Source organism: Mycolicibacterium novocastrense (genome assembly GCF_001499835.1).
In the GTDB taxonomy this organism is placed as follows: domain Bacteria; phylum Actinomycetota; class Actinomycetes; order Mycobacteriales; family Mycobacteriaceae; genus Mycobacterium; species Mycobacterium novocastrense.
This window is the reverse complement of record NZ_LQIH01000045.1, coordinates 82,837-106,682: the sequence shown is the minus strand read 5'-3', so window position 1 is coordinate 106,682 and position 23,846 is coordinate 82,837. Positions and strand designations below refer to the sequence as shown.

At 66.9% G+C, this 23,846-nt stretch carries 23 protein-coding genes; 12 read left to right on the top strand and 11 right to left on the bottom strand.

The genetic code is table 11. The annotated features are described in order from the left end of the window. The first annotated feature begins 186 nt into the window (after positions 1-186). Positions 187-924 (top strand): hypothetical protein, encoded by a 738-nt coding sequence (locus AU072_RS22335; RefSeq protein ID WP_064415792.1) that lies wholly within the window; start codon positions 187-189, stop codon positions 922-924. Between the two features lie 248 nt (positions 925-1,172). After that, positions 1,173-1,481: a cytochrome P450 family protein gene (locus tag AU072_RS22330; protein ID WP_064415791.1), complete on the top strand. Its 309-nt coding sequence runs from the start codon at positions 1,173-1,175 to the stop codon at positions 1,479-1,481. Positions 1,482-1,549: 68 nt separating this feature from the next. Here AU072_RS22330 and AU072_RS22325 read toward each other — a convergent pair whose 3' ends face one another. Continuing rightward, positions 1,550-2,992, bottom strand: coding sequence for a gamma-aminobutyraldehyde dehydrogenase (locus tag AU072_RS22325; RefSeq protein ID WP_064415790.1), 1,443 nt, complete (start codon positions 2,990-2,992; stop codon positions 1,550-1,552). A gap of 418 nt (positions 2,993-3,410) precedes the next feature. Between AU072_RS22325 and yajC the strand changes: the two genes are divergently transcribed. From yajC to AU072_RS22285, 7 genes are all read left to right on the top strand, one after another. Then, the gene (gene yajC / locus AU072_RS22315) at positions 3,411-3,746 is read left to right on the top strand and encodes a preprotein translocase subunit YajC (RefSeq protein ID WP_064415788.1); all 336 of its coding nucleotides are present in this window, start codon (positions 3,411-3,413) and stop codon (positions 3,744-3,746) included. Between the two features lie 79 nt (positions 3,747-3,825). Next, the gene (gene secD, locus AU072_RS22310) at positions 3,826-5,643 is read left to right on the top strand and encodes a protein translocase subunit SecD (RefSeq protein WP_064415787.1); all 1,818 of its coding nucleotides are present in this window, start codon (positions 3,826-3,828) and stop codon (positions 5,641-5,643) included. 3 nt (positions 5,644-5,646) lie between these two features. Continuing rightward, entirely contained in the window at positions 5,647-6,927 is a 1,281-nt protein-coding gene (secF, locus tag AU072_RS22305) for a protein translocase subunit SecF (protein WP_064415786.1), read from the top strand. Positions 6,928-6,930: 3 nt separating this feature from the next. Further along, complete coding sequence (locus AU072_RS22300; RefSeq protein WP_082680640.1) at positions 6,931-8,622, top strand: ABC transporter substrate-binding protein; 1,692 nt, start codon at positions 6,931-6,933, stop codon at positions 8,620-8,622. Next, positions 8,577-9,155, top strand: coding sequence for an adenine phosphoribosyltransferase (locus tag AU072_RS22295; protein WP_064415785.1), 579 nt, complete (start codon positions 8,577-8,579; stop codon positions 9,153-9,155). The genes AU072_RS22300 and AU072_RS22295 overlap by 46 nt, the downstream gene beginning before the upstream one ends. A gap of 86 nt (positions 9,156-9,241) precedes the next feature. Beyond that, a complete protein-coding gene (locus AU072_RS22290) occupies positions 9,242-11,596 on the top strand; it encodes a RelA/SpoT family protein (RefSeq protein WP_064415784.1) in 2,355 nt (784 codons plus the stop codon). 107 nt (positions 11,597-11,703) lie between these two features. Further along, positions 11,704-11,997 (top strand): DUF4333 domain-containing protein, encoded by a 294-nt coding sequence (locus tag AU072_RS22285; RefSeq protein ID WP_064415783.1) that lies wholly within the window; start codon positions 11,704-11,706, stop codon positions 11,995-11,997. 4 nt (positions 11,998-12,001) lie between these two features. Here AU072_RS22285 and AU072_RS22280 read toward each other — a convergent pair whose 3' ends face one another. The 3 genes from AU072_RS22280 to AU072_RS22270 are packed head-to-tail and all read right to left on the bottom strand — an operon-like array spanning position 12,002 to position 14,989. After that, on the bottom strand, positions 12,002-12,985 hold the full coding sequence (locus AU072_RS22280; protein ID WP_064415782.1) for a peptidylprolyl isomerase: 984 nt from the start codon (positions 12,983-12,985) through the stop codon (positions 12,002-12,004). Continuing rightward, positions 12,982-14,115: a SecDF P1 head subdomain-containing protein gene (locus tag AU072_RS22275; protein WP_064415781.1), complete on the bottom strand. Its 1,134-nt coding sequence runs from the start codon at positions 14,113-14,115 to the stop codon at positions 12,982-12,984. The genes AU072_RS22280 and AU072_RS22275 overlap by 4 nt, the downstream gene beginning before the upstream one ends. 4 nt (positions 14,116-14,119) lie before the next feature. Continuing rightward, entirely contained in the window at positions 14,120-14,989 is an 870-nt protein-coding gene (locus AU072_RS22270) for a peptidylprolyl isomerase (protein ID WP_064415780.1), read from the bottom strand. 104 nt (positions 14,990-15,093) lie between these two features. Here AU072_RS22270 and AU072_RS22265 point away from each other — a divergent pair, with 104 nt between their 5' ends. Next, a complete protein-coding gene (locus AU072_RS22265) occupies positions 15,094-15,780 on the top strand; it encodes an MBL fold metallo-hydrolase (RefSeq protein WP_064415914.1) in 687 nt (228 codons plus the stop codon). Positions 15,781-15,789: 9 nt separating this feature from the next. Continuing rightward, the gene (gene hisS, locus AU072_RS22260; protein ID WP_064415779.1) at positions 15,790-17,055 is read left to right on the top strand and encodes a histidine--tRNA ligase; all 1,266 of its coding nucleotides are present in this window, start codon (positions 15,790-15,792) and stop codon (positions 17,053-17,055) included. 137 nt (positions 17,056-17,192) lie between these two features. On the opposite strand, the gene AU072_RS28700 is transcribed toward hisS, so the two are convergent. From AU072_RS28700 to urtA, 7 genes are all read right to left on the bottom strand, one after another. After that, positions 17,193-17,735, bottom strand: coding sequence for a hypothetical protein (locus AU072_RS28700; protein ID WP_064415778.1), 543 nt, complete (start codon positions 17,733-17,735; stop codon positions 17,193-17,195). After that, positions 17,732-18,262, bottom strand: coding sequence for a hypothetical protein (locus AU072_RS28430; protein WP_174523683.1), 531 nt, complete (start codon positions 18,260-18,262; stop codon positions 17,732-17,734). The genes AU072_RS28700 and AU072_RS28430 overlap by 4 nt, the downstream gene beginning before the upstream one ends. Before the next feature lie 103 nt (positions 18,263-18,365). Beyond that, a complete protein-coding gene (urtE, locus tag AU072_RS22245) occupies positions 18,366-19,058 on the bottom strand; it encodes an urea ABC transporter ATP-binding subunit UrtE (RefSeq protein ID WP_064415777.1) in 693 nt (230 codons plus the stop codon). Beyond that, entirely contained in the window at positions 19,059-19,877 is an 819-nt protein-coding gene (gene urtD, locus AU072_RS22240; RefSeq protein ID WP_064415776.1) for an urea ABC transporter ATP-binding protein UrtD, read from the bottom strand. Continuing rightward, the gene (gene urtC, locus AU072_RS22235) at positions 19,874-20,992 is read right to left on the bottom strand and encodes an urea ABC transporter permease subunit UrtC (protein ID WP_064415775.1); all 1,119 of its coding nucleotides are present in this window, start codon (positions 20,990-20,992) and stop codon (positions 19,874-19,876) included. The genes urtD and urtC overlap by 4 nt, the downstream gene beginning before the upstream one ends. Further along, the gene (gene urtB / locus AU072_RS22230; protein WP_064415774.1) at positions 20,989-21,873 is read right to left on the bottom strand and encodes an urea ABC transporter permease subunit UrtB; all 885 of its coding nucleotides are present in this window, start codon (positions 21,871-21,873) and stop codon (positions 20,989-20,991) included. Before urtB ends, urtC begins: the two co-directional genes overlap by 4 nt. A gap of 7 nt (positions 21,874-21,880) precedes the next feature. Beyond that, positions 21,881-23,146, bottom strand: coding sequence for an urea ABC transporter substrate-binding protein (urtA, locus tag AU072_RS22225; RefSeq protein ID WP_064415773.1), 1,266 nt, complete (start codon positions 23,144-23,146; stop codon positions 21,881-21,883). A 254-nt stretch (positions 23,147-23,400) separates the two neighbouring features. Between urtA and AU072_RS22220 the strand changes: the two genes are divergently transcribed. Beyond that, the gene (locus AU072_RS22220) at positions 23,401-23,820 is read left to right on the top strand and encodes an Rv2576c family protein (RefSeq protein ID WP_120271057.1); all 420 of its coding nucleotides are present in this window, start codon (positions 23,401-23,403) and stop codon (positions 23,818-23,820) included. Positions 23,821-23,846 lie beyond the last annotated feature (26 nt).

Below are 23,846 nucleotides of genomic sequence, written 5' to 3'. Positions count from 1 at the left end.
AAGTCCTTTGGACGAGCGTGGACTGCGGGGCGCGCCGTTGCGTCCACCAAAAACATCGATAGTCGATGTAAAAACTATTCTCGGCCTGGCTGGGAGCCTGCTGTGAGCGCCAGCAGTGCTTTTCCGCTAACGCCGGTTACGGAGGCGTCAGCGCGGGTAATCACGCCTCACGACCAAGGAGGCATCATGACCGACACGCGAGTACACCCCCGAGGTGGGCGTATGCGAATGCCGCGCAGTCGCGGCGCCACGAGTGGATTCCTGTTGATCCTGCTGGGCGCGTGGGGCGCCCTGGCTCCCTTCATCGGGCCCCTGTTCAACTTCGCGTACAGACCCGACCAGGCGTGGACGTGGACGACCGGCCGGGGTTGGCTGGAGGTACTACCGGGCGTGGTGACGGTGCTGGGCGGCCTGCTCCTGCTGATGTCACGGAACCGTGCGACCGCATCGCTCGGCGGGTGGCTCGCCGTGGCGGGTGGCGTCTGGTTCATCATCGGCCGCGCGATGGCGGGCCCGTTGGGGATGGGTGACGCGGGTATGCCCGTCGCCGCCACCGAGGGCAAGCGCATCGCACTGGAGCTGACGTACTTCTACGGCCTGGGCGCGCTGATCGTGTTCCTGGGCGCGGCGGCGCTGGGACGCATTTCGGTGCGCAGCGTGCGCGACGTCGAGTGGGCCGATCGCCCGGCGACCGCGCACACCGACACCGACGAACCCGCGTCGGCCACCGCCGCGCCGGTTGCTGCGGCCGAACCCGCTCCAGCCCCCGGCCACACTCCACACACCGCCGGGCAGCCGGCGATGGCGGAGCAGCGGACCGAGGTCATCGGACCCACGGCCGAGGCCGCAAAACCGCGTCGCCGCGGCTTGCTCGACAGGTTCCGCTCTCGCGGCCATCGCGGCGGTCGGCTCGCACACCGGTAAGCATCAGCCCAACCACAAAGCGCCCCACACAGGTTGTGGGGCGCTTTGCGTGTCACGGGCAGTGCGGGTGACGTAGATCCCAAATGTCGGCTCATGCGACGAGTTTCACCGCGTCCGTGTGACTCGTACGACTGCCTGCATCAGCAGTCGAAGCTAGCCTGGCTATGTAATCCATTCGACGTGCGCCTCTCGGTTGAACCCGGTCAACGGCGTTCGATATTGACGTCAATCTTGTCAGGAGGCCAACCATGTCCGACAGGCCTGGTATCACCGATTCCATTGTCGCGCGCCAGAATTCGGCTACCGCGGTGTGTGAGGCGTTCGGCTTCCCCCAGGAGGACTGGCCGCTGTTCGCGCGGTTGGCCGGCGGCCCGACGACGCCTCACGACGAAGAGGCGCTGTACCAGTACATCGACGTCAAGATCGCCGAGCGTTGCTGGAAACCAACCGACGACCTGTTGTCCAACTTGATCGACGTCGAGGTGGAAGGCATCGAACTGACCGTCGACGACATCTACCGCTTCGTCTCCACGCTGATCGGCGTCAGGGTCTTCTGACCCATTGGCGATTCGTGGAGCCGCACCGGCGGTCAGCGCCGCTGACGCTCCACAAATCGCGCGGAACGTCAGCCCGTGTAGGCCATGACGTGCTTGATGCGGGTGTAATCCTCGAATCCGTACATCGACAGGTCCTTACCGTGGCCCGACGACTTGAACCCGCCGTGCGGCATCTCGGCCACCAGAGGGATATGCGTGTTGATCCACACGCAGCCGAAATCGAGGGCAGCCGAAACCCGTAGTGCGCGCGACACATCGCGCGTCCACACCGACGACGCCAATCCGTATTCGGTGCCGTTGGCCCACGCGATCGCCTCATCCTCGTCGGAGAACGACTGCACCGTGATGACCGGGCCGAAGATCTCCTGCTGGACCAGCCTGTCGTCCTGCCGCAGGCCGCCGATCACCGTCGGTTCGACGTAGAAACCCTTGTCTCCCTGGCGTCCTCCGCCGACCGCGACCGAGGCGTGTGACGGCACGTCTCCCAGAAACCCGAGCACCCGCTCCAACTGAGTGGAGTTGTTGACCGGCGGCACCCACGCGTCCTCGTCGTCGGCGGACCTGCCGTACGTCGTCGTCGCGGCGCGCGCCTGCTCGGCCAGCGCCTCGGTCAGGTCCGAGGCCACCCGCGCCGTCGCGAGCACGCGCGTTGCCGCTGTGCAGTCCTGTCCGGCGTTGAAATAGCCCGCCGTCGCGATACCTTCGGCGGCCGATGCGATGTCGCTGTCGTCGAACACGATCACCGGCGCCTTGCCGCCCAACTCCAGGTGTGTGCGCTTGAGGTGTCCGCCCGCGCTGACCGCCACCGCGCGGCCCGCGGCGACCGAACCGGTGATCGACACCATCTGCGGAGTCGGGTGCGCCACGACGGCGGCGCCGGTTTCCCGGTCTCCGCAAACGACATTCAGCACTCCGGGCGGAAAGTGCCTGGCGGCGATCTGGGCCAGCATCACCGTCGTCACCGGGGTCGTGTCGCTGGGCTTGACGACGACGGTGTTGCCCGCCGCAACAGCGGGCACGAACTTCCAGATCGCCATCATCATCGGGTAGTTCCAGGGGGCCACCTGCCCGATGACCCCGACCGGTTCGCGGCGGATCCACGAGGTGTGGTTCTCCATGTACTCGCCGGCCGACTTGCCCTCCAACATTCGCGCGGCACCTGCGAAGAAGCGGATCTGGTCCACCATCGGGGGAATCTCTTCGGCCATCGTGACGTGGTTGGGCTTACCGGTGTTGCGTCCCTCGGCCTCGACGAGCGCCTGGGCACTTGCCTCGACGTCGTCGGCGAAGTCGAGCAGCGCCTTCTGCCGCACCGACGGCGTGGTGCGCTTCCAGTCGGCGAACGCCTTCGACGCGGCGGCGTACGCGTTGTCGATGTCGGCCTCGTTGGAGATCGGTGCGGTGCCGTACCGCTCACCGGTCGACGGTTCGACCAGCGGCATGGTGGCACCGCTGACCGAGTCGACGTTCTCGCCGCCGATGAAGTTCTGGACCTTGAAGTCGCTGGTCATTCGATCCTCTCTTCGGTACCGGGTTTGGAGCACGTCGGCTCACGGTCTTCGGCCAGCAAGTCGCTGGTCGTCAGGGGCGGACGGGAGCGCAGCACATCGACGAGGGTCCGCGAGACAACTACCGGCTCTCTTCGACGGTGCTCATCGAGCAAGAGCCTAACCAAGACAGCACCGATCCGGTTGATATCCGCGGGCGGGTGCAGGGTGATCCGCGGCCACACGGCGGAAACGCGACGGAATTCGTTGAGTCCGGATGTCTCGGGGCGCCCCGGCTGGCTTGCGGCCCGGGCAATGCGGGGTCTCATCGCGGTGGGCTGGTCGCCGCGGAAGCCCGCAATGGCACACTGGTCACTTATGGGCGCGCGCCTGAACCGGCGCTGCGCCGTGACCATATGACCTAACGAAAGACTCTGTCGCCATGGATTTGGTTGTCTTCCTTCCCCTGCTCATCGTGCTGGGCGCATTCATGTTCTTCGCGTCCCGCCGACAGAAGAAAGCCATGCAGGCCACCATCGACCTGCACGAATCGCTCCAGATCGATGACCGCGTGCACACCACGTCCGGTCTGGTCGGGACCATCAAGGGCATCACCGACGATGAGGTCGAACTGGAGATCGCGCCCGGTGTCGTCACCACCTGGATGAAGCTGGCGGTGCGCGACCGCATCACCGACGACGACGAGTTCGAGGACGACGAGCCCGAGTCGACCGCGACCGAGCTCACCGAAAGCCCCAACACCAAGACCGACGGCTGAGTCCGCGGGCGATCTTCACAGCCCGAGCCCGTAGTCTCTGCGGTGCTGACGAACCGATTCCGAGGAGACCTGACAAAACGTGGCATCGTCTTCGACGCCGGTGCACCCTGCCCGCTACCTCTCGCTCTTTTTGGTGTTGCTCGTCGGCGCCTACTGCCTGGTCTTTCTGACCGGAGACAAGAAGCCCGAACCCAAACTCGGCATTGATCTGCAGGGCGGTACCCGCGTCACTCTCACCGCCCGCACACCCGACGGGTCGCCTCCCACCCGCGAGGCGTTGGGCCAGGCGCAGCAGATCATCAACGACCGAGTCAACGGTCTCGGCGTGTCGGGCTCCGAGGTGATCATCGACGGCAACAACCTCGTCATCACCGTTCCCGGCAGCGAGAGCAGTGACGCCCGCAACCTCGGCCAGACGGCACGCCTGTACATCCGCCCGGTCGTGCACGTGATGCCCGCCGAGGTGCCGGGCGAGCAGCCGCCGATGGAGGGGCCGGCAGGCGCACCTCCGGGCGGTCCGATTCCCGGGATGCCGGGCTTGATCCCGGGTATGCCGGGAACCGAAGCGCCCCCCGGTGAGCAGCCTCCCGCCGGCCAACAGCCTCCCGCCGGTGATCAGCCGCCGGCCGATCCGGCCGCTCCACCGGCTCCGCAGCCGCGCCCCTACCCTCAGGAGCCACCCGCGCAGCCCGCACCGGAGCCGCCCCCGACACCGGGCAGCCCCGAGCCGACACCCGCGCCGGATGCTCCCGAACCGACGACCACTCCCACGTCACCCGAGGACATTCCGCTGGCGCAGCGCATCGCCGACGAGAAGCAGTTGCGGCAGAGCACCGATCAGCAGGTTCAGATCCTGGCATTGCAGTTCCAAGCCACCCGCTGCCACGAGGACGACGTTCTCGCGGGTAACGACGACCCGAACCTTCCGCTGATCACCTGCTCGGCCGACGGCAGGGAGGTGTACCTGCTGGACAAGTCGATCATCAACGGAGAGCAGATCCAGGACGCCACCTCCGGTCTCGACCAGCAGCGCGGTGAGTACGTCGTCGACCTCCAGTTCAAGGGCGATGGCGCGAAGACGTGGGCGGATTTCACCGCCGCCAACGTCGGGACGCAGACCGCGTTCGTGCTCGACACGAAAGTGATGAGCGCACCCGAGATCCGGGAACCGATCCCGGGCGGACGCACACAGATCAGCGGCCAGTTCACCCAGCAGTCGGCCCGCGAGTTGGCCAACGTGCTGAAATACGGTTCGCTGCCGTTGTCCTTCGAGTCGTCGGAGGCTGAAACCGTCTCCGCCACATTGGGTCTGTCGTCTCTGCGCGCGGGCCTGATCGCCGGCGCGGTCGGCCTGGCGTTGGTGTTGGCGTATTCGTTGCTCTACTACCGGATGCTGGGCGTGTTGACCGCGCTGTCGCTGATCGCTTCCGGTGCAATGGTTTACGCGATTCTGGTGCTTCTCGGCAGGTGGATCGGCTACACGCTGGACCTGGCCGGTATCGCCGGTCTGATCATCGGTATCGGTATGACGGCCGACTCGTTCGTGGTGTTCTTCGAACGCATCAAAGACGAGATCCGCGAAGGGCGTTCGTTCCGCTCGGCGGTGCCCCGCGGTTGGGCGAGGGCCCGCAAGACGATCGTGTCCGGCAACGCGGTGACGCTGCTCGCCGCGGCGGTGCTCTACGTCCTCGCGGTCGGACAGGTCAAGGGCTTCGCGTTCACCCTGGGTCTGACCACGATCCTCGACGTGGTCGTGGTGTTCCTGGTGACGTGGCCGCTGGTGTATCTGGCGTCGAAGTCGCCGACACTGGCCAAGCCTTCGTTGAACGGACTCGGTGCGGTGCAACAGATCGCCAGGGAGCGACGAGCGGCCGCGCACGCGACGGGACGGGACTGACATATGGCGCCCAAACAGTCATCGGACGAACCGCAGAGCACCGCCGTGGAGGCGCCGGACCTCGAGTCCGCCACGCCTCGCCACGGCTTCTTCGTCCGCCTCTACACCGGCACCGGGGCCTTCGAGGTCATCGGCAAGCGCAAGCTGTGGTACGCGGTCAGCGGTGCGATCGTCCTGGTGTGCCTGGCCAGCATGCTGCTGCGCGGCTTCACCTTCGGCATCGACTTCGAGGGCGGCACCAAGGTGTCGATGCCGACCGCGACCGAATCGGGCACCGTGACCACCCAGCAGGTCGAGGACGTCTTCAGCCAGACGCTGGGTAAGAGCCCGGAGTCGGTGGTCGTGGTCGGCAGCGGCGGATCGGCCACCGTGCAGATCCGGTCTGAGACGCTGACCAACGAGGAGACCGAGGAGCTGCGCACCGCGCTGTTCGACGCGTTCAAGCCCAAGGGGGCGGACGGGCAGCCCAGTAAGCAGGCCATCAGCGATTCCGCGGTGTCGGAGACGTGGGGCGGGCAGATCACGCAGAAGGCGCTCATCGCGCTGGTGGTGTTCCTGGTGCTGGCGACCATCTACATCATGCTGCGTTATGAGCGCTACATGTCGATCGCGGCGATGGCGACGCTGGTGTTCGACCTCGTGGTGACCGCCGGCGTCTACTCACTCGTCGGCTTCGAGGTCACCCCGGCCACGGTGATCGGCCTGCTCACGATTCTCGGCTTCTCGCTCTATGACACCGTCATCGTGTTCGACAAGGTCGAGGAGAACACCCACGGCTTCGAGCACACCACGAGACGCACCTTCGCCGAACACGCCAACCTCGCCGTCAACCAGACCTTCATGCGGTCCATCAACACCAGCCTCATCTCCGTGTTGCCGATCGTGGCGCTGATGGTCGTGGCGGTGTGGCTGCTGGGTGTGGGCACGCTGATGGACCTGGCGCTGGTGCAGTTGGTCGGCGTCATCGTCGGTACCTACTCGTCGATCTTCTTCGCGACCCCGCTGCTGGTGACGCTGCGCGAGCGCACCGACCTCGTGCGTAACCACACCCGCCGGGTGATGAACCGTCGCAAGAACGCGTCGGCCAGGGCCTCCCAGGCGGAGGGAGCTGACGAAGACGCCGCCGAGCCGGAGACCGTCGGGGCCGCCGCGCCCGCGCGTGCCGAGGCCGCGACGAGGACTACGCCGCCGCCGGACAAACCCGCGCCGGGGGCGCGTCCGGTGCGACCGAGCAGCAGCCGGACCGGACGTCCGTCGGGTAAGCGCGACACGCGGCGGCGGTAGGGGATGAGCGCCGGCAAGCGGGCGGGCACACAGCCCGCGAGGGCAGTGAGCCCGATCCGGCGTTGCGGTGCTCTGGCGGCGGCACTGGTGCTCGCGGCGTCGTTGGCGTCGGCGTGCACGCGCAGCCCTGCCGACAGCATCGACTACGCCGTCGACGGCACGCTGATCACCTATAACACCAACACCGTCGCCGGCGCCGCTTCGGCAGGCCCGCAGGCGTTCGCTCGGGTGCTGACCGGCTTCAACTACCACGGACCCGACGGCCAGATCGTCGGCGATCACGACTTCGGGACCATCTCGGTCGTCGGTAGACAACCGCTGGTCCTCGACTACGAGGTCAACGCGAACGCGGTGTACTCCGACGGCAAACCGATCACCTGCGACGACGTCGTGTTGGCGTGGGCGTCGCAGTCCGGCCGGTTCCCGGACTTCGACGCGGCCAGCCGCGCGGGCTACAGCGATATCGCGACGGTGGACTGCACGCCGGGGCAGAAGAAGGCGCGGGTGTCGTTCGCCCCTGATCGTGGTTTCGTCGACTTCGGGCAGCTGTTCTCCGCCACGTCGATGATGCCGTCGCACGTCATCGCCGACCAATTGGGTCTCGGCGACGGCGGAGTCACTCGGGCCATTCTCGACAACGACGGTGCCGCGGTGGAGCGCATCGCCGCGGTCTGGAACACCGGCTGGGACCTCAAGCCTGATCTGGACCTGAAGCGGTTCCCCTCGTCGGGGCCCTACAAGCTGGAATCGGTGACCGAGGACGGGGCCGTGGAGCTGGTCGCCAACGACAAGTGGTGGGGCGCCGAGCCGGTCACCAAGAAGGTCACCGTGTGGCCGCGCGGCGCCGACATTCAGGAGCGCGTCAATCAGGGCGCCTACGACGTCGTCGACATCGCCACCGGATCGTCGGGCACGCTGAACATGCCCGATGACTACGTGCGCACGGATGCCCCGTCGGCCGGCATCCAACAGCTGATATTCGCGCCGCAGGGGCCGTTGGCGGCTCCGCCGGCTCGCCGCGCGCTGGCCCTGTGCACGCCGCGCGACGTGATCGCGCGCAACGCCGAGCAGCCGATCGCCAATTCGCGGCTCAATCCCGCGTCCGAGGACGCTTACAGCGGGGCTGAGGCCGGTCTTGAGCCCGGACAGTTCGTCGCCGCCAACCCCGACGCCGCCCGGGCCGCGCTCAACGCGCGCCCCCTGACCGTGCGCATGGGGTACCAAAGCCCGAACGCGCGGTTGGCGGCGACCGTCGGCGCCATCGCCAAGGCGTGTGCGCCGGCCGGCATCACCGTCGAAGACGCCGCGGGCGACGCCGTGGGCCCACTGTCCTTGCGCGACAACAAGATCGACGTACTGATCGCCAGCACGGGCGGCGCCGCGGGGAGCGGGTCGACCGGCTCGTCGGCGATGGACGCCTATCAGTTCCACACCGGAAACGGCAACAACCTGCCGCGCTACTCCAATCCGCAGGTCGATCGGGTCATCTCGGCGATCGCGATCACCAACGACCCCAAGGAGATGGCCCGGCTGCTCGGCGAGGGCGGCCCCGTGCTGTGGGCCGACATGCCGACGTTGCCGCTGTACCGCCAGCAGCGCACGGTGCTGACTTCGAAGAAGATGTTCGCTGTGAGCAGTAATCCGACGCGATGGGGCGCGGGCTGGAACATGGACCGTTGGGTGTTGGACCGGTGAGTTCAGGCGGAGAAGACATCTCGACCCTGATCGCGAGGATGATGCGCGAGGTGCCCGACTTCCCGGAACCGGGCGTCGCGTTCAAGGACCTCACCCCTTTGCTGGCCGACGCGCGTGGGCTGGCCGCGGTCACCGATGCGCTCGCCGATGTCGCCCGCGGCGCGGACCTGGTGGCGGGCATCGACGCCCGCGGCTTTCTGCTCGGCGCGGCGGTCGCGTTGCGGCTGGGGACGGGTGTGTTGGCGATCCGCAAGGGCGGCAAGCTGCCGCCGCCGGTGTTCAGCGAGACCTATGCGCTCGAATACGGCACGGCCACGCTGGAGATTCCGGCCGACGGGGTCGACCTGGGCGGCCGCAAGGTGCTCATCATCGACGATGTGCTGGCCACCGGCGGCACCGCGGCCGCGGCGGTCAAGCTGCTGCAGAACGCCGGCGCCTCGGTACCAGGCGCCGCGGTGCTGCTCGAGTTGACCGCGCTGGGCGGCCGCGAAGCGCTCGATCCGTTGCCGGTCACGTCGCTATACCGGGTCTGAGGGATATCCTCGAAGGCGCGCGTGCGACGCCGCTGTCGAGACACGGATGAGCGCTTCGGCGTGAACGACCAGACCGGGAGGTGACCATGGCTGAGGAACCCGGCACGGGCCAGGCCGTGCAGTCAGCGCCGCCCGGCGACCAGATCCCCGAGACGCAGCCGCTGGAGATGCCGAAGCCCTCCGCGAGCGCGTCACGCCGCGTGCGGGCCCGGTTGGCGCGCCGGATGACGTCGCAGCGCAGCGCGATCAACCCGGTGCTGGAGCCGCTGGTCGCCGTCCACAAGGAGATCTATCCGAAGGCCAATCTGCAGTTGCTGCAGCGGGCCTACGAGGTGGCCGAGCGGCGGCACGCCGATCAGCTGCGCCGCTCGGGTGATCCCTACATCACCCATCCGTTGGCGGTGGCCAACATTCTGGCCGAGCTCGGCATGGACACCACCACGCTGATCGCGGCGCTGCTGCACGACACCGTCGAGGACACGGGTTACACCCTGGAAGCGTTGACCGAGGAGTTCGGCACCGAGGTCGGCCATCTGGTCGACGGCGTCACCAAGCTGGACAAGGTCGCGCTGGGCACCGCCGCGGAGGGCGAGACCATCCGCAAGATGATCATCGCGATGGCGCGGGACGCGCGCGTGCTGGTGATCAAGGTCGCCGACCGACTGCACAACATGCGCACGATGCGTTTCCTGCCGCCCGAAAAGCAGCAACGCAAGGCGCGCGAGACGCTGGAAGTCATTGCCCCACTTGCACATCGGTTGGGTATGGCAACGGTCAAGTGGGAACTCGAAGACCTCGCCTTCGCGATTCTGCATCCCAAGAAGTACGAGGAGATCGTGCGGCTGGTCGCCGACCGTGCGCCGTCGCGCGACACCTACCTGGCCAAGGTGCGCGCCGAGATCACCGCGACGCTCAACGCGTCGAAGATCACCGCCGTCGTCGAGGGCCGCCCCAAGCACTACTGGTCGATCTATCAGAAGATGATCGTCAAGGGCCGCGACTTCGACGACATTCACGACCTCGTCGGCGTGCGCATCCTCTGCGACGAGATCCGGGACTGCTACGCGGCTTTGGGCGTGGTCCATTCGCTGTGGCAGCCGATGGCGGGACGGTTCAAGGATTACATCGCCCAGCCGCGCTACGGCGTGTATCAGTCGCTGCACACCACCGTCGTCGGGCCCGAGGGCAAGCCGCTGGAAGTGCAGATCCGCACCCACGACATGCACAAGACGGCCGAACTCGGTATCGCTGCGCACTGGCGCTACAAGGAAACCAAGGGCCGCAACGCCGTTCCGAACCAGCACTCGTCGGCCGAGATCGACGACATGGCCTGGATGCGACAGCTCCTGGACTGGCAGCGGGAGGCCGCCGACCCCGGCGAGTTCCTGGAATCGCTGCGCTACGACCTTGCGGTGCAGGAGATCTTCGTCTTCACCCCCAAGGGTGATGTCATCACGCTGCCGACCGGCTCGACGCCGGTCGACTTCGCCTACGCGGTGCACACCGAGGTCGGTCACCGCTGTATCGGTGCTCGGGTGAACGGTCGCCTCGTCGCGTTGGAGCGCAAGCTTGAAAACGGGGAAGTGGTCGAGGTTTTCACGTCCAAGGCGCCCAACGCCGGACCGTCGCGCGACTGGCAGACCTTCGTGGTCTCGCCGCGCGCGAAGGCCAAGATCCGGCAGTGGTTCGCCAAGGAACGCCGCGAGGAGGCGCTCGAAGCCGGTAAGGACGCCATCGCCCGCGAGGTTCGGCGCGGCGGGCTTCCGTTGCAGCGCTTGATGAACGCCGAGTCGATGGGGGCGCTGGCCCGCGAACTGCGGTACGTCGACGTCTCGGCGCTCTACACCGCGGTGGGCGAGGGGCATGTCTCCGCGCGCCATGTGGTGCAGCGGCTGGTCGCCCAGGTCGGTGGCGACGAGGAGGCCTCCGACGAGCTGGCCGAACGTTCGACGCCAGCGACGATGCCGGTGCGCCAACGCACCAGCGACGACGTCGGGGTGGCCGTGCCGGGTGCTCCCGGTGTGCTGACCAAGCTCGCCAAGTGCTGCACGCCGGTGCCCGGCGACAACATCATGGGTTTTGTCACCCGCGGCGGCGGGGTCAGCGTGCACCGCACCGACTGCACGAACGCCGGGTCGCTGCAGCAGCAGTCGGAACGGATCATCGACGTGAAGTGGGCGCCGTCGCCGTCGTCGGTGTTCCTGGTCGCCATTCAGGTCGAGGCGCTCGACCGGCACCGGTTGCTGTCGGATGTCACGCGGGTGTTGGCCGACGAGAAGGTCAACATCCTGTCCGCATCGGTGACGACGTCCAACGACCGGGTGGCCATCAGTCGGTTCACCTTCGAGATGGGCGACCCCAAGCATCTGGGCCATGTGCTCAACGTCGTGCGCAATGTGGAGGGTGTGTACGACGTCTACCGGGTCACGTCCGCGGCGTGAGCCGCAATCGGGCAGAAGCGGCGTGAGTCGCAATCGGGCAGAAGCGGCGTAGCCCGCAAATTTCGCCGAAGCGCGTCAATTTTTGCCGGTTCTGGGATACTGCGACGATGCGGCCCGCGGTAATCGTCTTGCTCGTCTCTCTGGGAGTAGCCGTCGCCGGTTGCGGATCGACGATCAAACCGGAAGGGGCTGCACAGGCCGTCGTCGACCTCGTCTCCGAGCAGACCGGGTTCAAACCCACCGACGTGAAGTGCCCCGAGGGCGTCGAGGCCAAAGAGGGCGCGAAGTTCGAATGCAAGTTCACTGGACCCGAGGGCGAGGAGTACACCGCGAACATGCGGGTGACCAAGGTCGAGGACGAGGACGTCGAGTTCTACATCGAGACCGCCCCGACCGAGTAGCCGCCTAATCCAGTCGGATCGACTCGACGACGACGTCGGCGACGGGCTCGCCATCCTCGCTGCCGTCGGCGACTCCTTCGGCGGCGATCTTGTCCAGCGTCGCCAGACCGGTCTGGTCGATCGTGCCGAACACCGTGTACGTCGGCGGAAGCTGTGAATCCTCGTAGACGAGGAAGAACTGGCTGCCGTTGGTGCCGACTCCTGCATTGGCCATCGCCAGCGTCCCGCGCGGATAGCGGACCGGCGACCGCAGCGCCGGATCGCTCAACCGGTACTGGTTGGTCGGGTACTCGTTCGGGAACTGATACCCGGGTCCGCCGATACCGGTGCCAGTGGGGTCGCCGCACTGCAACACCCCGAGATGCACGTCCGTCGTCAGCCGGTGGCAGGGGGTGTCGTCGAAAAAGCCCTGCTGGGCGAGGCTGGCGAAGTTGTTGACCGTGCACGGGGCCTTGGCGTTGTCCAGCTGCAGGCCGATGTTGCCCTGATTGGTGGTGACGCTGGCGCTGACGAGTGCGGGATCGGTCGGCACGCGGCCGCTGCGGGGCGGCGTGGCCGGCTTGCTCGACGGGCCAGGCGTACGCGGGTACTGGCAGTTCGCGCCCAGCGTCGCGGGCGGGTTGAACTTCGGGAGCTCGTCGACGGCCAAGCCTCCGGTCGCGGTGTCGTCGGGAATCACACCGTCGAAGCTCTCGAGGTCGCGGCCCACCGCCGCGAGGACGAGGACGCTGACGACGACGATCAGCACCGTCAGGATCGTCACCAGGTATCCGATGACCAGGCCCGCGATCGCGATCCCGCGGCCCTCTTCGCCGGTCTTCTTGATCTGCGACAGCGACACGTGCCCGAACACGATGCCCAGCGGCGCGAACACGAACGCGCACACCAGCGCCGCGACGGCCAGGGAATTGGTCTGCCTGGGCGGCGGATACGGCGGATAGCCCAGCGAGTATCCGCCGTAAGGCGGTGGTTGCGGCGACGTGGTCATCGAACTGCTCCCGAGGCCGTGCGGCGGCGCACCACATACACGACGGCGCCGACGAGAGCAGTCGACAGCACGACCCCACCGGCAAGCAGTCCGATGCGTAGCGGTGTCGAACCCGGTTGCCCAGGAATCGTTTCCGGCTTTGATGACTCGAACTTCAGCGAAACAGGCAGGGCGTCGTGGTTCAAGAGGCTCGCCAGCGCACGGGCGTTGCCGGCCGTGAACTGACCGGTGATCTGGGTGCGCCCGCCCGGGATGGGTTCGCCGATCTCGGGTGCGCTGATCACCTTCGTGTCCAATACGAACGCGGCTTGGGCACCGGTGTTTGCGGCGGTGAAGTCGGCCCACACCTCGCTGCCGTCGCCGTCGAACTGAAGGTCAACGACATACTCGCCCCGCTTTACGTCCAGGTCAGCGGTGGCGTCCACGATCTGCTCACTGTTGATGATCGCCTTGTCGAGCAGATACACCTCGTCGTTGTCCTGCGAGCAGGTGATGAGGGGCAAATTCGGGTCGTCATGGCCGACCAGATCGTCATCGTCCGTGCAACGAGTCGCCTGGAACTGTAAAGCCAACAGTTGGATCTGCTCGTCGGTGCTTTGTCGCAACTGTCGCTCGTTGGCGATGCGCTGCGCCAGCCCGGGGTCGGGCGGCCGCGGCACCGCGGGGGTCGCGGGGGTCGCGGTACTGGGCTCTGCCGGGATCGCGTAGATCACCGGACGGATGTACATCCGTCCGATCCGGCCCACGGCACGTACCGCGTCGGCGTCGCCGGGGGCGGTGACGGTCAAAGCGTCGCCGTCGGAGGTCACCCGCGCATTCGGTAATCCCATCTCCTGCGCTCGCGCGGCGACCATGTCGCGCGTCTGGGACAGCGCCTCGGGGGAAGGCGCTGATCCGTCCAGCGCGTGCACGCTGAATGTGACCTGCGTGCCGGCCCGTGGGCCGGTACCCATCCATTCCGCCCGCGTCAGAATCGCTACCGCGGCATACGCCATGATGAGCACGGCCAGCAGCGACAACACGAGGTACGGCCCCGCGAGTGACGGCCGTCTGGGCGGCGGGTAGGAGTACTGCTGCGCCGGATAGCCGTACGGCGGCGGGGGACCGCCGTAGGGCGGAGGCGCGGTCACGGCGTCAGTCCAACAGGATGGACTTCACGGTGACCGGGGTGGCCGGCGCGCCGTCCTGACCGCCGCCGTCGACCCCGCCCTGCGCGATCTTGTCCAACGTGGCCAGCCCGGTGTCGTCGACGCGGCCGAACACCGTGTAGTTCGGCGGCAGCTTGGAGTCCTGGTACACGAGGAAGAACTGGCTGCCGTTGGTGTTCGGGCCGGCGTTGGCCATGGCCAGGGTGCCGCGCGGATAGGTGACCGGCTCCTGGAGTTTGGGGTCGTCGGGCTGGAACTGGTTGGTCGGGTACTCGTTGGCGAACGAGTAGCCCGGCCCGCCGGTGCCCTTGCCGGTCGGGTCGCCGCACTGCAGCACCTTGAGCTGTTCGGCGGTGGTCAACCTGTGGCAGGGGGTGTTGTCGAAGTAGCCCTGCTGGGCGAGGCTGGCGAAGCTGTTCACGGTGCACGGCGCCTTGCCGTTGTCGAGCAACAGGCCGAGGTTGCCCTGGTCAGTGGACATGCTGGCGCTGATCTCGGCGGGCTCGGTGGGCACCTTTCCGGCGCGGGGCGGATTCACCTGCTTGCTGGCCTGCTCCGCGGACGCCGGGTACTGGCAGTTCTCGCCGAGTCCGGCCGGAGCCGCGAACGCGGGCAGCGAGCCGGGCGCCGACGGCGCGGCCGAGGTGGGGGAGGTCTCGGTGGCGGCTGCGGTCTGGCTCTCGGAGTCACGGGTGGTGACGACGACCGCGACCACCGCGGCGATCACGATGATCGCGCCCGCGACCGAGCCGATGATCGTGTACAGGCGCCGCTTGCGTGCCTTCTCCGCGCGACGCTCCAACTGCCGCTCGAGCTTGCGCTTCGCCGTCGCCCGCCGCTGTTCGTTGGTCGGCACCGCTGATGTCCTCCTCTTTGTCGGTCGATCGGAGACGAGTGTGCCAGGCATTGCTGAGTGTGGCGCCGCGACCCACACCATCGCGTGGTGGGAAACTGGACGTCGTGTTCATCACCGGGTTTGCCGCCGGCATGCTGGCATGCAACTGCTACGTGCTGGCCCCGCGGGCCGGGGCCGACGCCATCGTCGTCGACCCCGGCCAGCGGGCGATGGGGCCGTTGCGCCGGATCCTGGACGAAAACCGCCTGACACCTGCGGCGGTGCTGTTGACGCACGGCCACATCGACCACATCTGGTCGGCGCAGAAGGTGGCCGACATGTACGGCTGCCCGGCCTACATCCATCCTGAGGACCGCTTCATGCTGACCGATCCGATCAAGGACTTCGGGCGCGGCTTCGTCGGGGGGCTGGCCAGCTCGGCGTTCGGCGTGTTGTTCCGCGAGCCCAGGCAGGTCGTCGAACTGGACAAGGACGGCGACAAGGTGGAGTTGGGCGGTGTGACGGTCACCGTCGACCACACACCCGGACACACCCGCGGGTCGGTGGTGTTCCGCGTCGAGGAGGGCTTCGGGTCGGGGCCGGGTGCGGTCGCGTTCACGGGCGATACCCTGTTCCGGCAGTCGGTGGGCCGCACGGACCTGCCGGGCGGCAGCGGGCGGGACCTGCTCGGCTCGATCGTCAACAAACTGTTGGTGCTCGACGACGACACCGTGGTACTACCGGGGCACGGCCCGAAGTCCACGATCGGCGTCGAACGCCGCACCAACCCGTTTCTCGAAGGCTTGACCTAGTGAGCTCCAGTGAGTGAATTTCAGGCGCCCAAGGGCGTACCGGACTACCTGCCACCCGACTCGGCGCAGTTCGTCGGTGTGCGCGACGGTCTGCTCGACACCGCACGGCGCGCCGGGTACGGCGACGTCGAACTGCCGATCTTCGAGGACACCGCGCTGTTCGCGCGTGGGGTCGGCGAGTCGACCGATGTGGTGTCCAAGGAGATGTACACGTTCTCCGACCGCGGCGACCGCTCGGTCACGCTGCGGCCCGAGGGCACCGCGGGGGTGATGCGCGCCGTCATCGAGCACGGCCTGGACCGCGGGCCGCTTCCGGTGAAGCTGTGCTATTCGGGGCCCTTCTTCCGGTACGAACGTCCGCAAGCCGGCCGCTATCGTCAGCTGCAGCAGGTCGGGGTGGAGGCCATCGGCGTCGACGACCCGGCACTGGACGCCGAGGTGATCGCGATCGCCGATGCGGGCTTCCGATCGCTGGGGCTCGACGGTTTCCGCCTCGAGATCACCTCGCTGGGTGACGAGACATGCCGTCCCCAGTACCGGGAACTGTTGCAGGACTTCCTGTTCAAGCTCGACCTCGACGACGAGACGCGGCGGCGCGCCGAGATCAACCCGCTGCGGGTGCTCGACGACAAGCGCCCGAAGATGCGTGAGATGACCGCCGATGCGCCGGTGATGCTCGACCACCTGTCGGATGTCGCCAAACAGCACTTCGACACCGTGCTGGCGCACCTGGACGCGTTGGCCGTGCCGTACGTCATCAACCCGCGCATGGTGCGCGGGCTGGACTACTACACCAAGACGACGTTCGAGTTCGTCCACGACGGGCTCGGCGCCCAATCAGGTATCGGTGGCGGCGGACGCTACGACGGCCTGATGGCGCAGCTCGGCGGAAAAGACCTGTCCGGCATCGGATTTGGGCTGGGAGTCGATCGCACGTTGCTGGCGTTGAAGGCCGAGGGCAAGACCGTCGGCGGGACAGCGCGCGTTGATGTGTTCGGTGTTCCGTTGGGGGAGCAGGCCAAGGTGACGCTGTCGGTGCTGGGCGCGCGACTGCGGGCGGCGGGTGTGCGCGTCGACCTTGCCTACGGCGACCGCGGCATCAAGGGCGCGATGCGCGCCGCGGACCGTTCGGGTGCGGCACTGGCGCTGGTGGCCGGTGACCGCGACATCGAAGCGGGCACGATCGGAGTGAAGAACCTGGCGACCGGGCAGCAGACGGATGTGCCGGTGGATGACGTGTTGACCGAAGTGCTGGCCCGCCTCAACCGCGCCTGATTTGTTGCGCGAGCGCTGGCCCCTGTTGCGCGCGCATCCTTGTTGCGCGAGCCCCTGTTGCGCGACGGTGCGTGTCTGTCGACGACACACCGCGAAATTTCGACGGTTTGCGCACGCTCGCGGGCCGGCGAGCGTGCTCAAACGCGGTGCACGGCGGCGGTGAGCACCCGTTCGAGCATCCCGATGCCACCACTGAACATGTTGCCCCGCATCAGTGTTCGCGTCGACGACGGGGTGACCGCGACCAGACTCGACGTCAGCAATCGCGACCGCCGCTCGAACCGCACCTGGTTCAGCGGGGCCACGATCTCACCGGCGCCGTCGCGGTAGGTCTGGTGTCGGCGGTCGAAGACGGCCACCGGGGGATATGCGCTCAGCGGTGTCATCCGCATGTGTCGAAGTGCCGCGCCCCCGCGAATCATCGCCCTGAAGGCCGCAATGCCGATGACAAGCAGCCCCGCGCCGATCACCGCCGAGGGCCACACCATCGAATACGCGAAGGCGTAGAAGATCGACACGGCGCCGAAGCCGCCGAAGATCAACGCCGACATCGTCAACAACAGCACCGTCACCTCAGTCGGCGCCCGTCCGCGGTCGATGAGCAGGACCTCGGGCCCCCGTTCGGCCACCACTACCGCGCCCTGATCCGCCAGCGGGATCGGCTCGAGCGGTGTGCTCACGCAGAGCCGCGAGCGACCGAGTTGAGGAGTTCGTCGATGTGCCCGACCCCACCGTCGAACGGGTTGCCGCGCTTGAGCGTCTTCGTGCCGCCGGGGGTGACCGCAACGAGTTTCGGTGAGCTGGAACCGATTTGAAACTTACGCGCGAAACGCACCTGATCCAGCTGCACCAGGGCGCCGCCGCGGTAGCTGAACAGTTCGAGTTTGCGATCCAGCACCGCGGCGGGCCGGCACTCGTGCAGCGGTCGGCTGCGGTACCGGCGGATTTTGCGGACGACCAAGAATGTGGCCACCGCCAGCGCCACGCCGACGGCCAGGAAGGCGGCGCCCAGCGCCCGCGACGGGACTCCGCCGATCAGTGCGACCAGCCCGAACCCGGCCACGACGAGCGTCAGGACGCCGAGCACGAACGCCAGCACCGTCAGCGCTCCTGTCCCGCGGTCCACGACCAGCACCCGACGGCCGTCGTCGGTGACGACAAGACCGCCGGTGTCGGCCAGTACCTGTGGCTCCGAAGCTGTGTTCACGGGTGCACTGTGCCACTTCGGCGCCCGCGAGCGTGCGCAAACTGTCGGAAATCTGCGGCGTGTCGTCTGCAGACCCGCTCGCTCGCGCAACAAAGGGAGAGCACTAGATGGCCATGGCGGCGCGGACGTCGGCTTCGGAGGCCGAACCGCCCGCACCGTCGGAGGTGACGCGGCCGGACTCGAGTACGTAGTAGTGCTGCGAGGACTCCAGCGCGAAACCGATGTGCTGTTCGACCAGCAGCACACCCAGGTCACCCCGCCGGGTCAGCGACGTGATCGCGGCCTCGATCTCGGCGACCACCGACGGCTGGATACCCTCGGTCGGCTCGTCGAGGATCAGGCACTTCGGCGTGGTGATGAGCGCGCGGGCGATCGCCAACTGCTGGCGCTGACCGCCAGAGAGCAGACCGGCGCGCCGGGTCAACAACTCCCGCAATGCGGGAAACAGGTCGAGTTGTTCGTCGATGAGCCGCTTGCCGTTCTTGCGTCCGTCCGCGACGACCTGCAGATTCTCCATCGTCGTCAGCTGGCCGAACGACTGCTGGCCCTGAGGGACGTAGGCCAGTCCGCGGGCGACGCGTGCGCTCGGCCGCAGCCGGCTGATGTCGTCACCGTCGAAGAGCACCTTGCCGGCACTGCATTTCAGCAACCCAACGGCGGCGCGCAGCAGCGTGGTCTTACCCGCGCCGTTGTGGCCCATCACCGCGGCGACCCCGTCGGAGGGCACATCCACGCTGACCCCATGGATGACCTCGGAACGACCGTAACCGCAACGCACGTCGACCAGTGACAGCATCTACGACTCCTCGATGAGTTCGGCGGGCACATCGGCGGTCCCGGCCGCCGCGGTGCCGAGGTAGACCTCTTGCACCTTGGGGTTGGCCTGCACCTCGGCGACAGTGCCCTCCGCGATCACCTGCCCGCGGGCCAGGACGCTCACCGACGTGGCGAACGCGCGCATGAAGTCCATATCGTGTTCGACGACGACGACGGTGCGCTGGGCACCGATGCGGCGCAACAGTTTTCCGGTCTCCTCGCGTTCCTCGTGGCTCATGCCGGCAACGGGTTCGTCGAGCAGCAGCACGTCGGCGTTCTGCACCAGAAGCATGCCGATCTCCAGCCACTGCTTCTGCCCGTGGGCCAGCACCCCGGCCGGCTTGTCGGCCAATTCAGTCAACCCGATGATGTCGAGCGCCTCTTCGATCGCGGGCAGCACACCCTTGCGACGGCGCAACAGCGTCCACGCCGACCGTCCCGCACCCGCGGCGATGTCGAGGTTCTGCAACACGGTCAGCTGCTCGAACACGGTGGCCGTCTGGAACGTGCGCCCCACCCCGAGTCGGGCGATCTGATGCACCTTCTTGCCCAGCAGTTCGACGCCGGACTTGTTGACCGACCCGGCGGCGTTCACCAAGCCGGTGATCGCGTCGATGACCGTCGTCTTGCCCGCACCGTTCGGGCCGATCAGAAATCTGAGGTCACCCTGGAAGAGGGTCAGATCGACATCGCTGACCGCTTTGAAACCGTCGAAATCGACTGTGAGACCACGTACTTCGAGGTACTCGGTGCCCATACCGACGTTGCCGCCCGCAATCGGCTCCGCTTGAAGGGTCATGTGGCTGCGCCCACCTTCTCGGTGTCGGGATCGGTCTGCGGTTGGGGTTCGGGTTCGACGGGCTTGCTGCGCCGGCGGATCCGGCGCCGTTTGAACAGCACACCGAGCCCGGCCAGCCCCGCCGGGAAGAATCCGACGACGACGATGAACAGCAGACCCTGCGCGTAGGTCCACTCGGACGGGAAGCGTTCGGAGAACAGGGTTTGCGCCCACGCCACCCCGATCGCGCCGAGTACCGGCCCCAGCAGCGTGGTGCGCCCACCGATCGCCACGCCGATCAGGAACGCGATCGAGGGCAGGATGCCCACCTGCGACGGCGCGATGAACCCGACGATCGGTGCGAACAGCGCACCGGCGATGCTGGCGAACAATGCCGCCACGGTGTAGGCGACCACCTTGATGTTCGCCGGGTCGTATCCGAGGAATCGGACACGCTCCTCACCGTCGCGGACCGCCACCAGCAGCTCGCCGTACCGGCTCTGCATGAGTTGGCGGACCACCGCGACGACGGCCAAAAGCACACCGGCGGCGATGAAGTACAGCATTCGCCGGTTGGCCGGGTCGTTGAGAGTGAACCCGAAGAACGTGCGAAACCTGTTGAGCCCGTTGCTACCACCCAGACTGGTCTGCCCGACGAGCAGGATCGCCAGCGCGGCGGCCAGCGCCTGGGACAGGATCGCGAAGTAGGCGCCCTTGACGCGGCGTTTGAACACACCGAGCCCCAGTGCGGCCGCGATCGCCGTCGGCACCAGCACGATCGCCGCCAAGGTAAAGGCGGGGGAGGCGAATGGCTGCCAGTAACCGGGCAATTCGCGTACTCCGGCGATCTGCATGAAGTCGGGCACATCGTCGCCGCGCAACTGCGCGTCGGCGATCTTCAGATGCATGCCCATCATGTAGCCGCCGAGCCCGAAGAACACGCCCTGACCCAACACGAGCATGCCGCCGCGGCCCCAGGCCAGCCCGATGCCGACCGCGACGATCGCGAAGCACAGGAACTTGGCCAGCAGGCTGAGCCGGAAGTCCGACAGCACCGCGGGCGCCACGGCGAACAGCAGCACCGCGGCCACCGCGAAACCGGCCCAGGTCTGCCAGCGGCCAACGAAGGTTCTCACGCGAGACTCCTTGTCCGGACGGTGAACAGGCCCTGCGGCCGTGCCTGCAGGAAGATCACGATGATCACGAACACGATCACCTTCGCCAGTGATGCGGTGGTGTTGTATTCGATGAACGAGTTCAAAAAGCCCAACGCGAACGCCGCGATCACCGTGCCCTTGATCTGGCCGAGTCCACCGACCACGACCACCAGAAAAGCGTCGATCAGATAGCTCTGCCCGATGGTCGGGCTGGTCGAACCGATCAGCGTCAACGCGACACCGGCCACCGCGGCCAAGCCCGACCCGATGAAAAACGTTGTGATGTCGGTCTTGCGGGACGAGATCCCACTGGTTTCGGCGAGGTCGCGGTTCTGCACGACGGCCCGTATCCGCCGTCCCATCGGGCTGACCTTGAGGGCGGTGGCCAGCGCAGCCACGCAGACCACGGCCAGCACCAGGATGAAGATCCGCGTCTTGGGCACGACCGCCCCGAACATCTCCACCCCGCCCGACAGCCACGCCGGCGCCACCACATTGACTGCGGGGGCTCCGAAGACGTCGCGGGCGACCTGCTGAAGGATCAACCCGACACCGAAGGTGACCAGCAGTGTATCCAGCGGGCGGTGATACATGCGGCGGATGAGCGTGGTCTCCAGAAGGGCGCCCATCGCGCCGCCGATCACAAATCCGACGCCCAGCGAGATCAACAGCGACGCACCGGCGCTCGACACGATCTGCTGCACCACGTAGGCGGTGTAGCAGCCGGCCATGATGAACTCACCGTGCGCCATGTTGATGACGCCCATCTGGCCGAACGTCAGCGACAGCCCCAGCGCGGCCAGCAACAGGATCGAGCCGAGGCTCAATCCCGTTGCCAGCTGCCCGATCAGGACATCCATAGGTGGCTCAGCTGGACAGGCCGGCTGCCCACGGATACGACTTGAGGTAGGGGTCGGGTTCGATCGGCCCCGGCGACTCCCAGATCGTGTAGATCAACCCGTCGGGACGGATTTCGCCGATGCGTGCGGTCTTGGTGATGTGGTGGTTCTCGCCGTCGATGGTGACCAGACCTTCCGGCGCGTCGAACGTCACGCCGCCGGCGTTGTCCTGAATCGCCTTGACGTCGAACGACTTTGCCTTTTCGACCGTGTTCTTCCACAGGTACACCGACACGTAGGCGGCCTCCATCGGATCCGACGTCGGCTTGTTGGCGCCGTACTTGTCCTTGTAGGCCTTGACGAACGCCTTGTTGACCGGGTTGTCGACGGTTTCGTAGTAGTTCCAGGCGGTGAGCTGGCCGGTGATGTTCTGGATACCGATGCCGCCGACCTCTTCCTCGGCGATCGACACCGACACCACCGGCATGGCCTCCGGGGTCAGGCCGACATTGCGGTACTCGCGGAAGAAGGCCACGTTCGAATCGCCGTTGAGGGTGTTGAACACGGCGTCGGCGCCCGCCGTGCGGACCTTGTTGACGATGGTCGAGAAGTCCGTCGAGCCCAGGGGCGTGTAGTCCTCACCCTTGATCTCGATGCCGTTGGCGCCCGCGTACGCCTTGATGATCCGGTTGGCGGTCTGCGGGAACACGTAGTCGCTGCCGACCAGATAGAGCGACTTGACGCCCTTCTCCTTGAGGTAATCCAGCGCGGGAACGATCTGCTGGTTGGTCGTGGCGCCGGTGTAGAAGATGTTCTTCGACGACTCCAGACCCTCGTACTGCACGGGGTAGTACAACAGGGAGTTCGCGCTCTCGAAGACCGGCAGCATCGCCTTGCGCGAGGAGGAGGTCCACCCGCCGAACACCGCTGCCACGCAGTCACTGCTGATCAGTTTCTCGGCCTTCTCCGCGAACACCGTCGGCTCGGATGCGCCGTCCTCACCGACGAGTTGGATCTGCTTGCCCATCACACCGCCGGAGGCGTTGATCTGCTCGACCGCGAGGTCGATGGCGTTGCGGACGGTCACTTCCGAGATGGCCATGGTGCCCGACAACGAGTTCAGCGCACCCACTTTGATCGTCGGGCCCGAGGTGTCCACACACGATTGGGCATTCGCCGAGTCCGACTCGGTCGCCTTGCTTCCGCAGCCGGCCAGCACCAGGCTCGTCGCAGCGACGATTCCGCCGGCAACAAGGGCTGAACGTCTCACGGAGGACCGTCGTGGTAGTCGCATGAACAGCCTTTCCCTATATATCCGCAGCGCACATCGGCGATGAGCGTCGAGCCGGGCGCGTGGTCCCGACATCGCGTGGTTGTCGAATCGGGACGTTAGAGCGGTGGTGTTTCTGGGAAATGTCTGCGTGTGACGAACAAATTAACCTGTGACTTCTCCGCAGGTCGTTCGCCATTCAGTGGCGGATGGAAGGCGCTCGCCAGCGGCGATGCCGGAGCCGTAACGGTTTGGTACCGTCCGGCGATGTGACGAACATGCGAACAGCTACAGCCAAGGTTGGGGCGGCACTCATGGTGGCGGCGGCGTCAGTCGCGGTCAGCCATGCGACGGCGAATGCCCAGTCGGAAGGCCACGTGGTCCGGTACACGCTGACGTCAACGGCCCCCGCCGACTTCCAACTCAACTATCTGACGGCTCAGCCTCCGAGCAAGGAGGCCTACAACGCCGACGCGTATGCGTACCTGAAGAAGGAAGAAGTGGTCCTGCAGCCGGGCGTGCCGTGGGTGTTCGAGACGACGATGGCCGACCCGCAGTGGGCGATCCTCACCGCGAGCACCGGCGTACACGCCATGCAAGCCTCCCCGAACCCGCACTGCGAGATCGCGATCGACGGTCAGGTGGCGGTGCAGCAGGACGGCACCTACACGGTGCAGTGTCAGCTCAGCCAGTGGTGAGGGCACCGCAGTAGATCTCGGGGCCG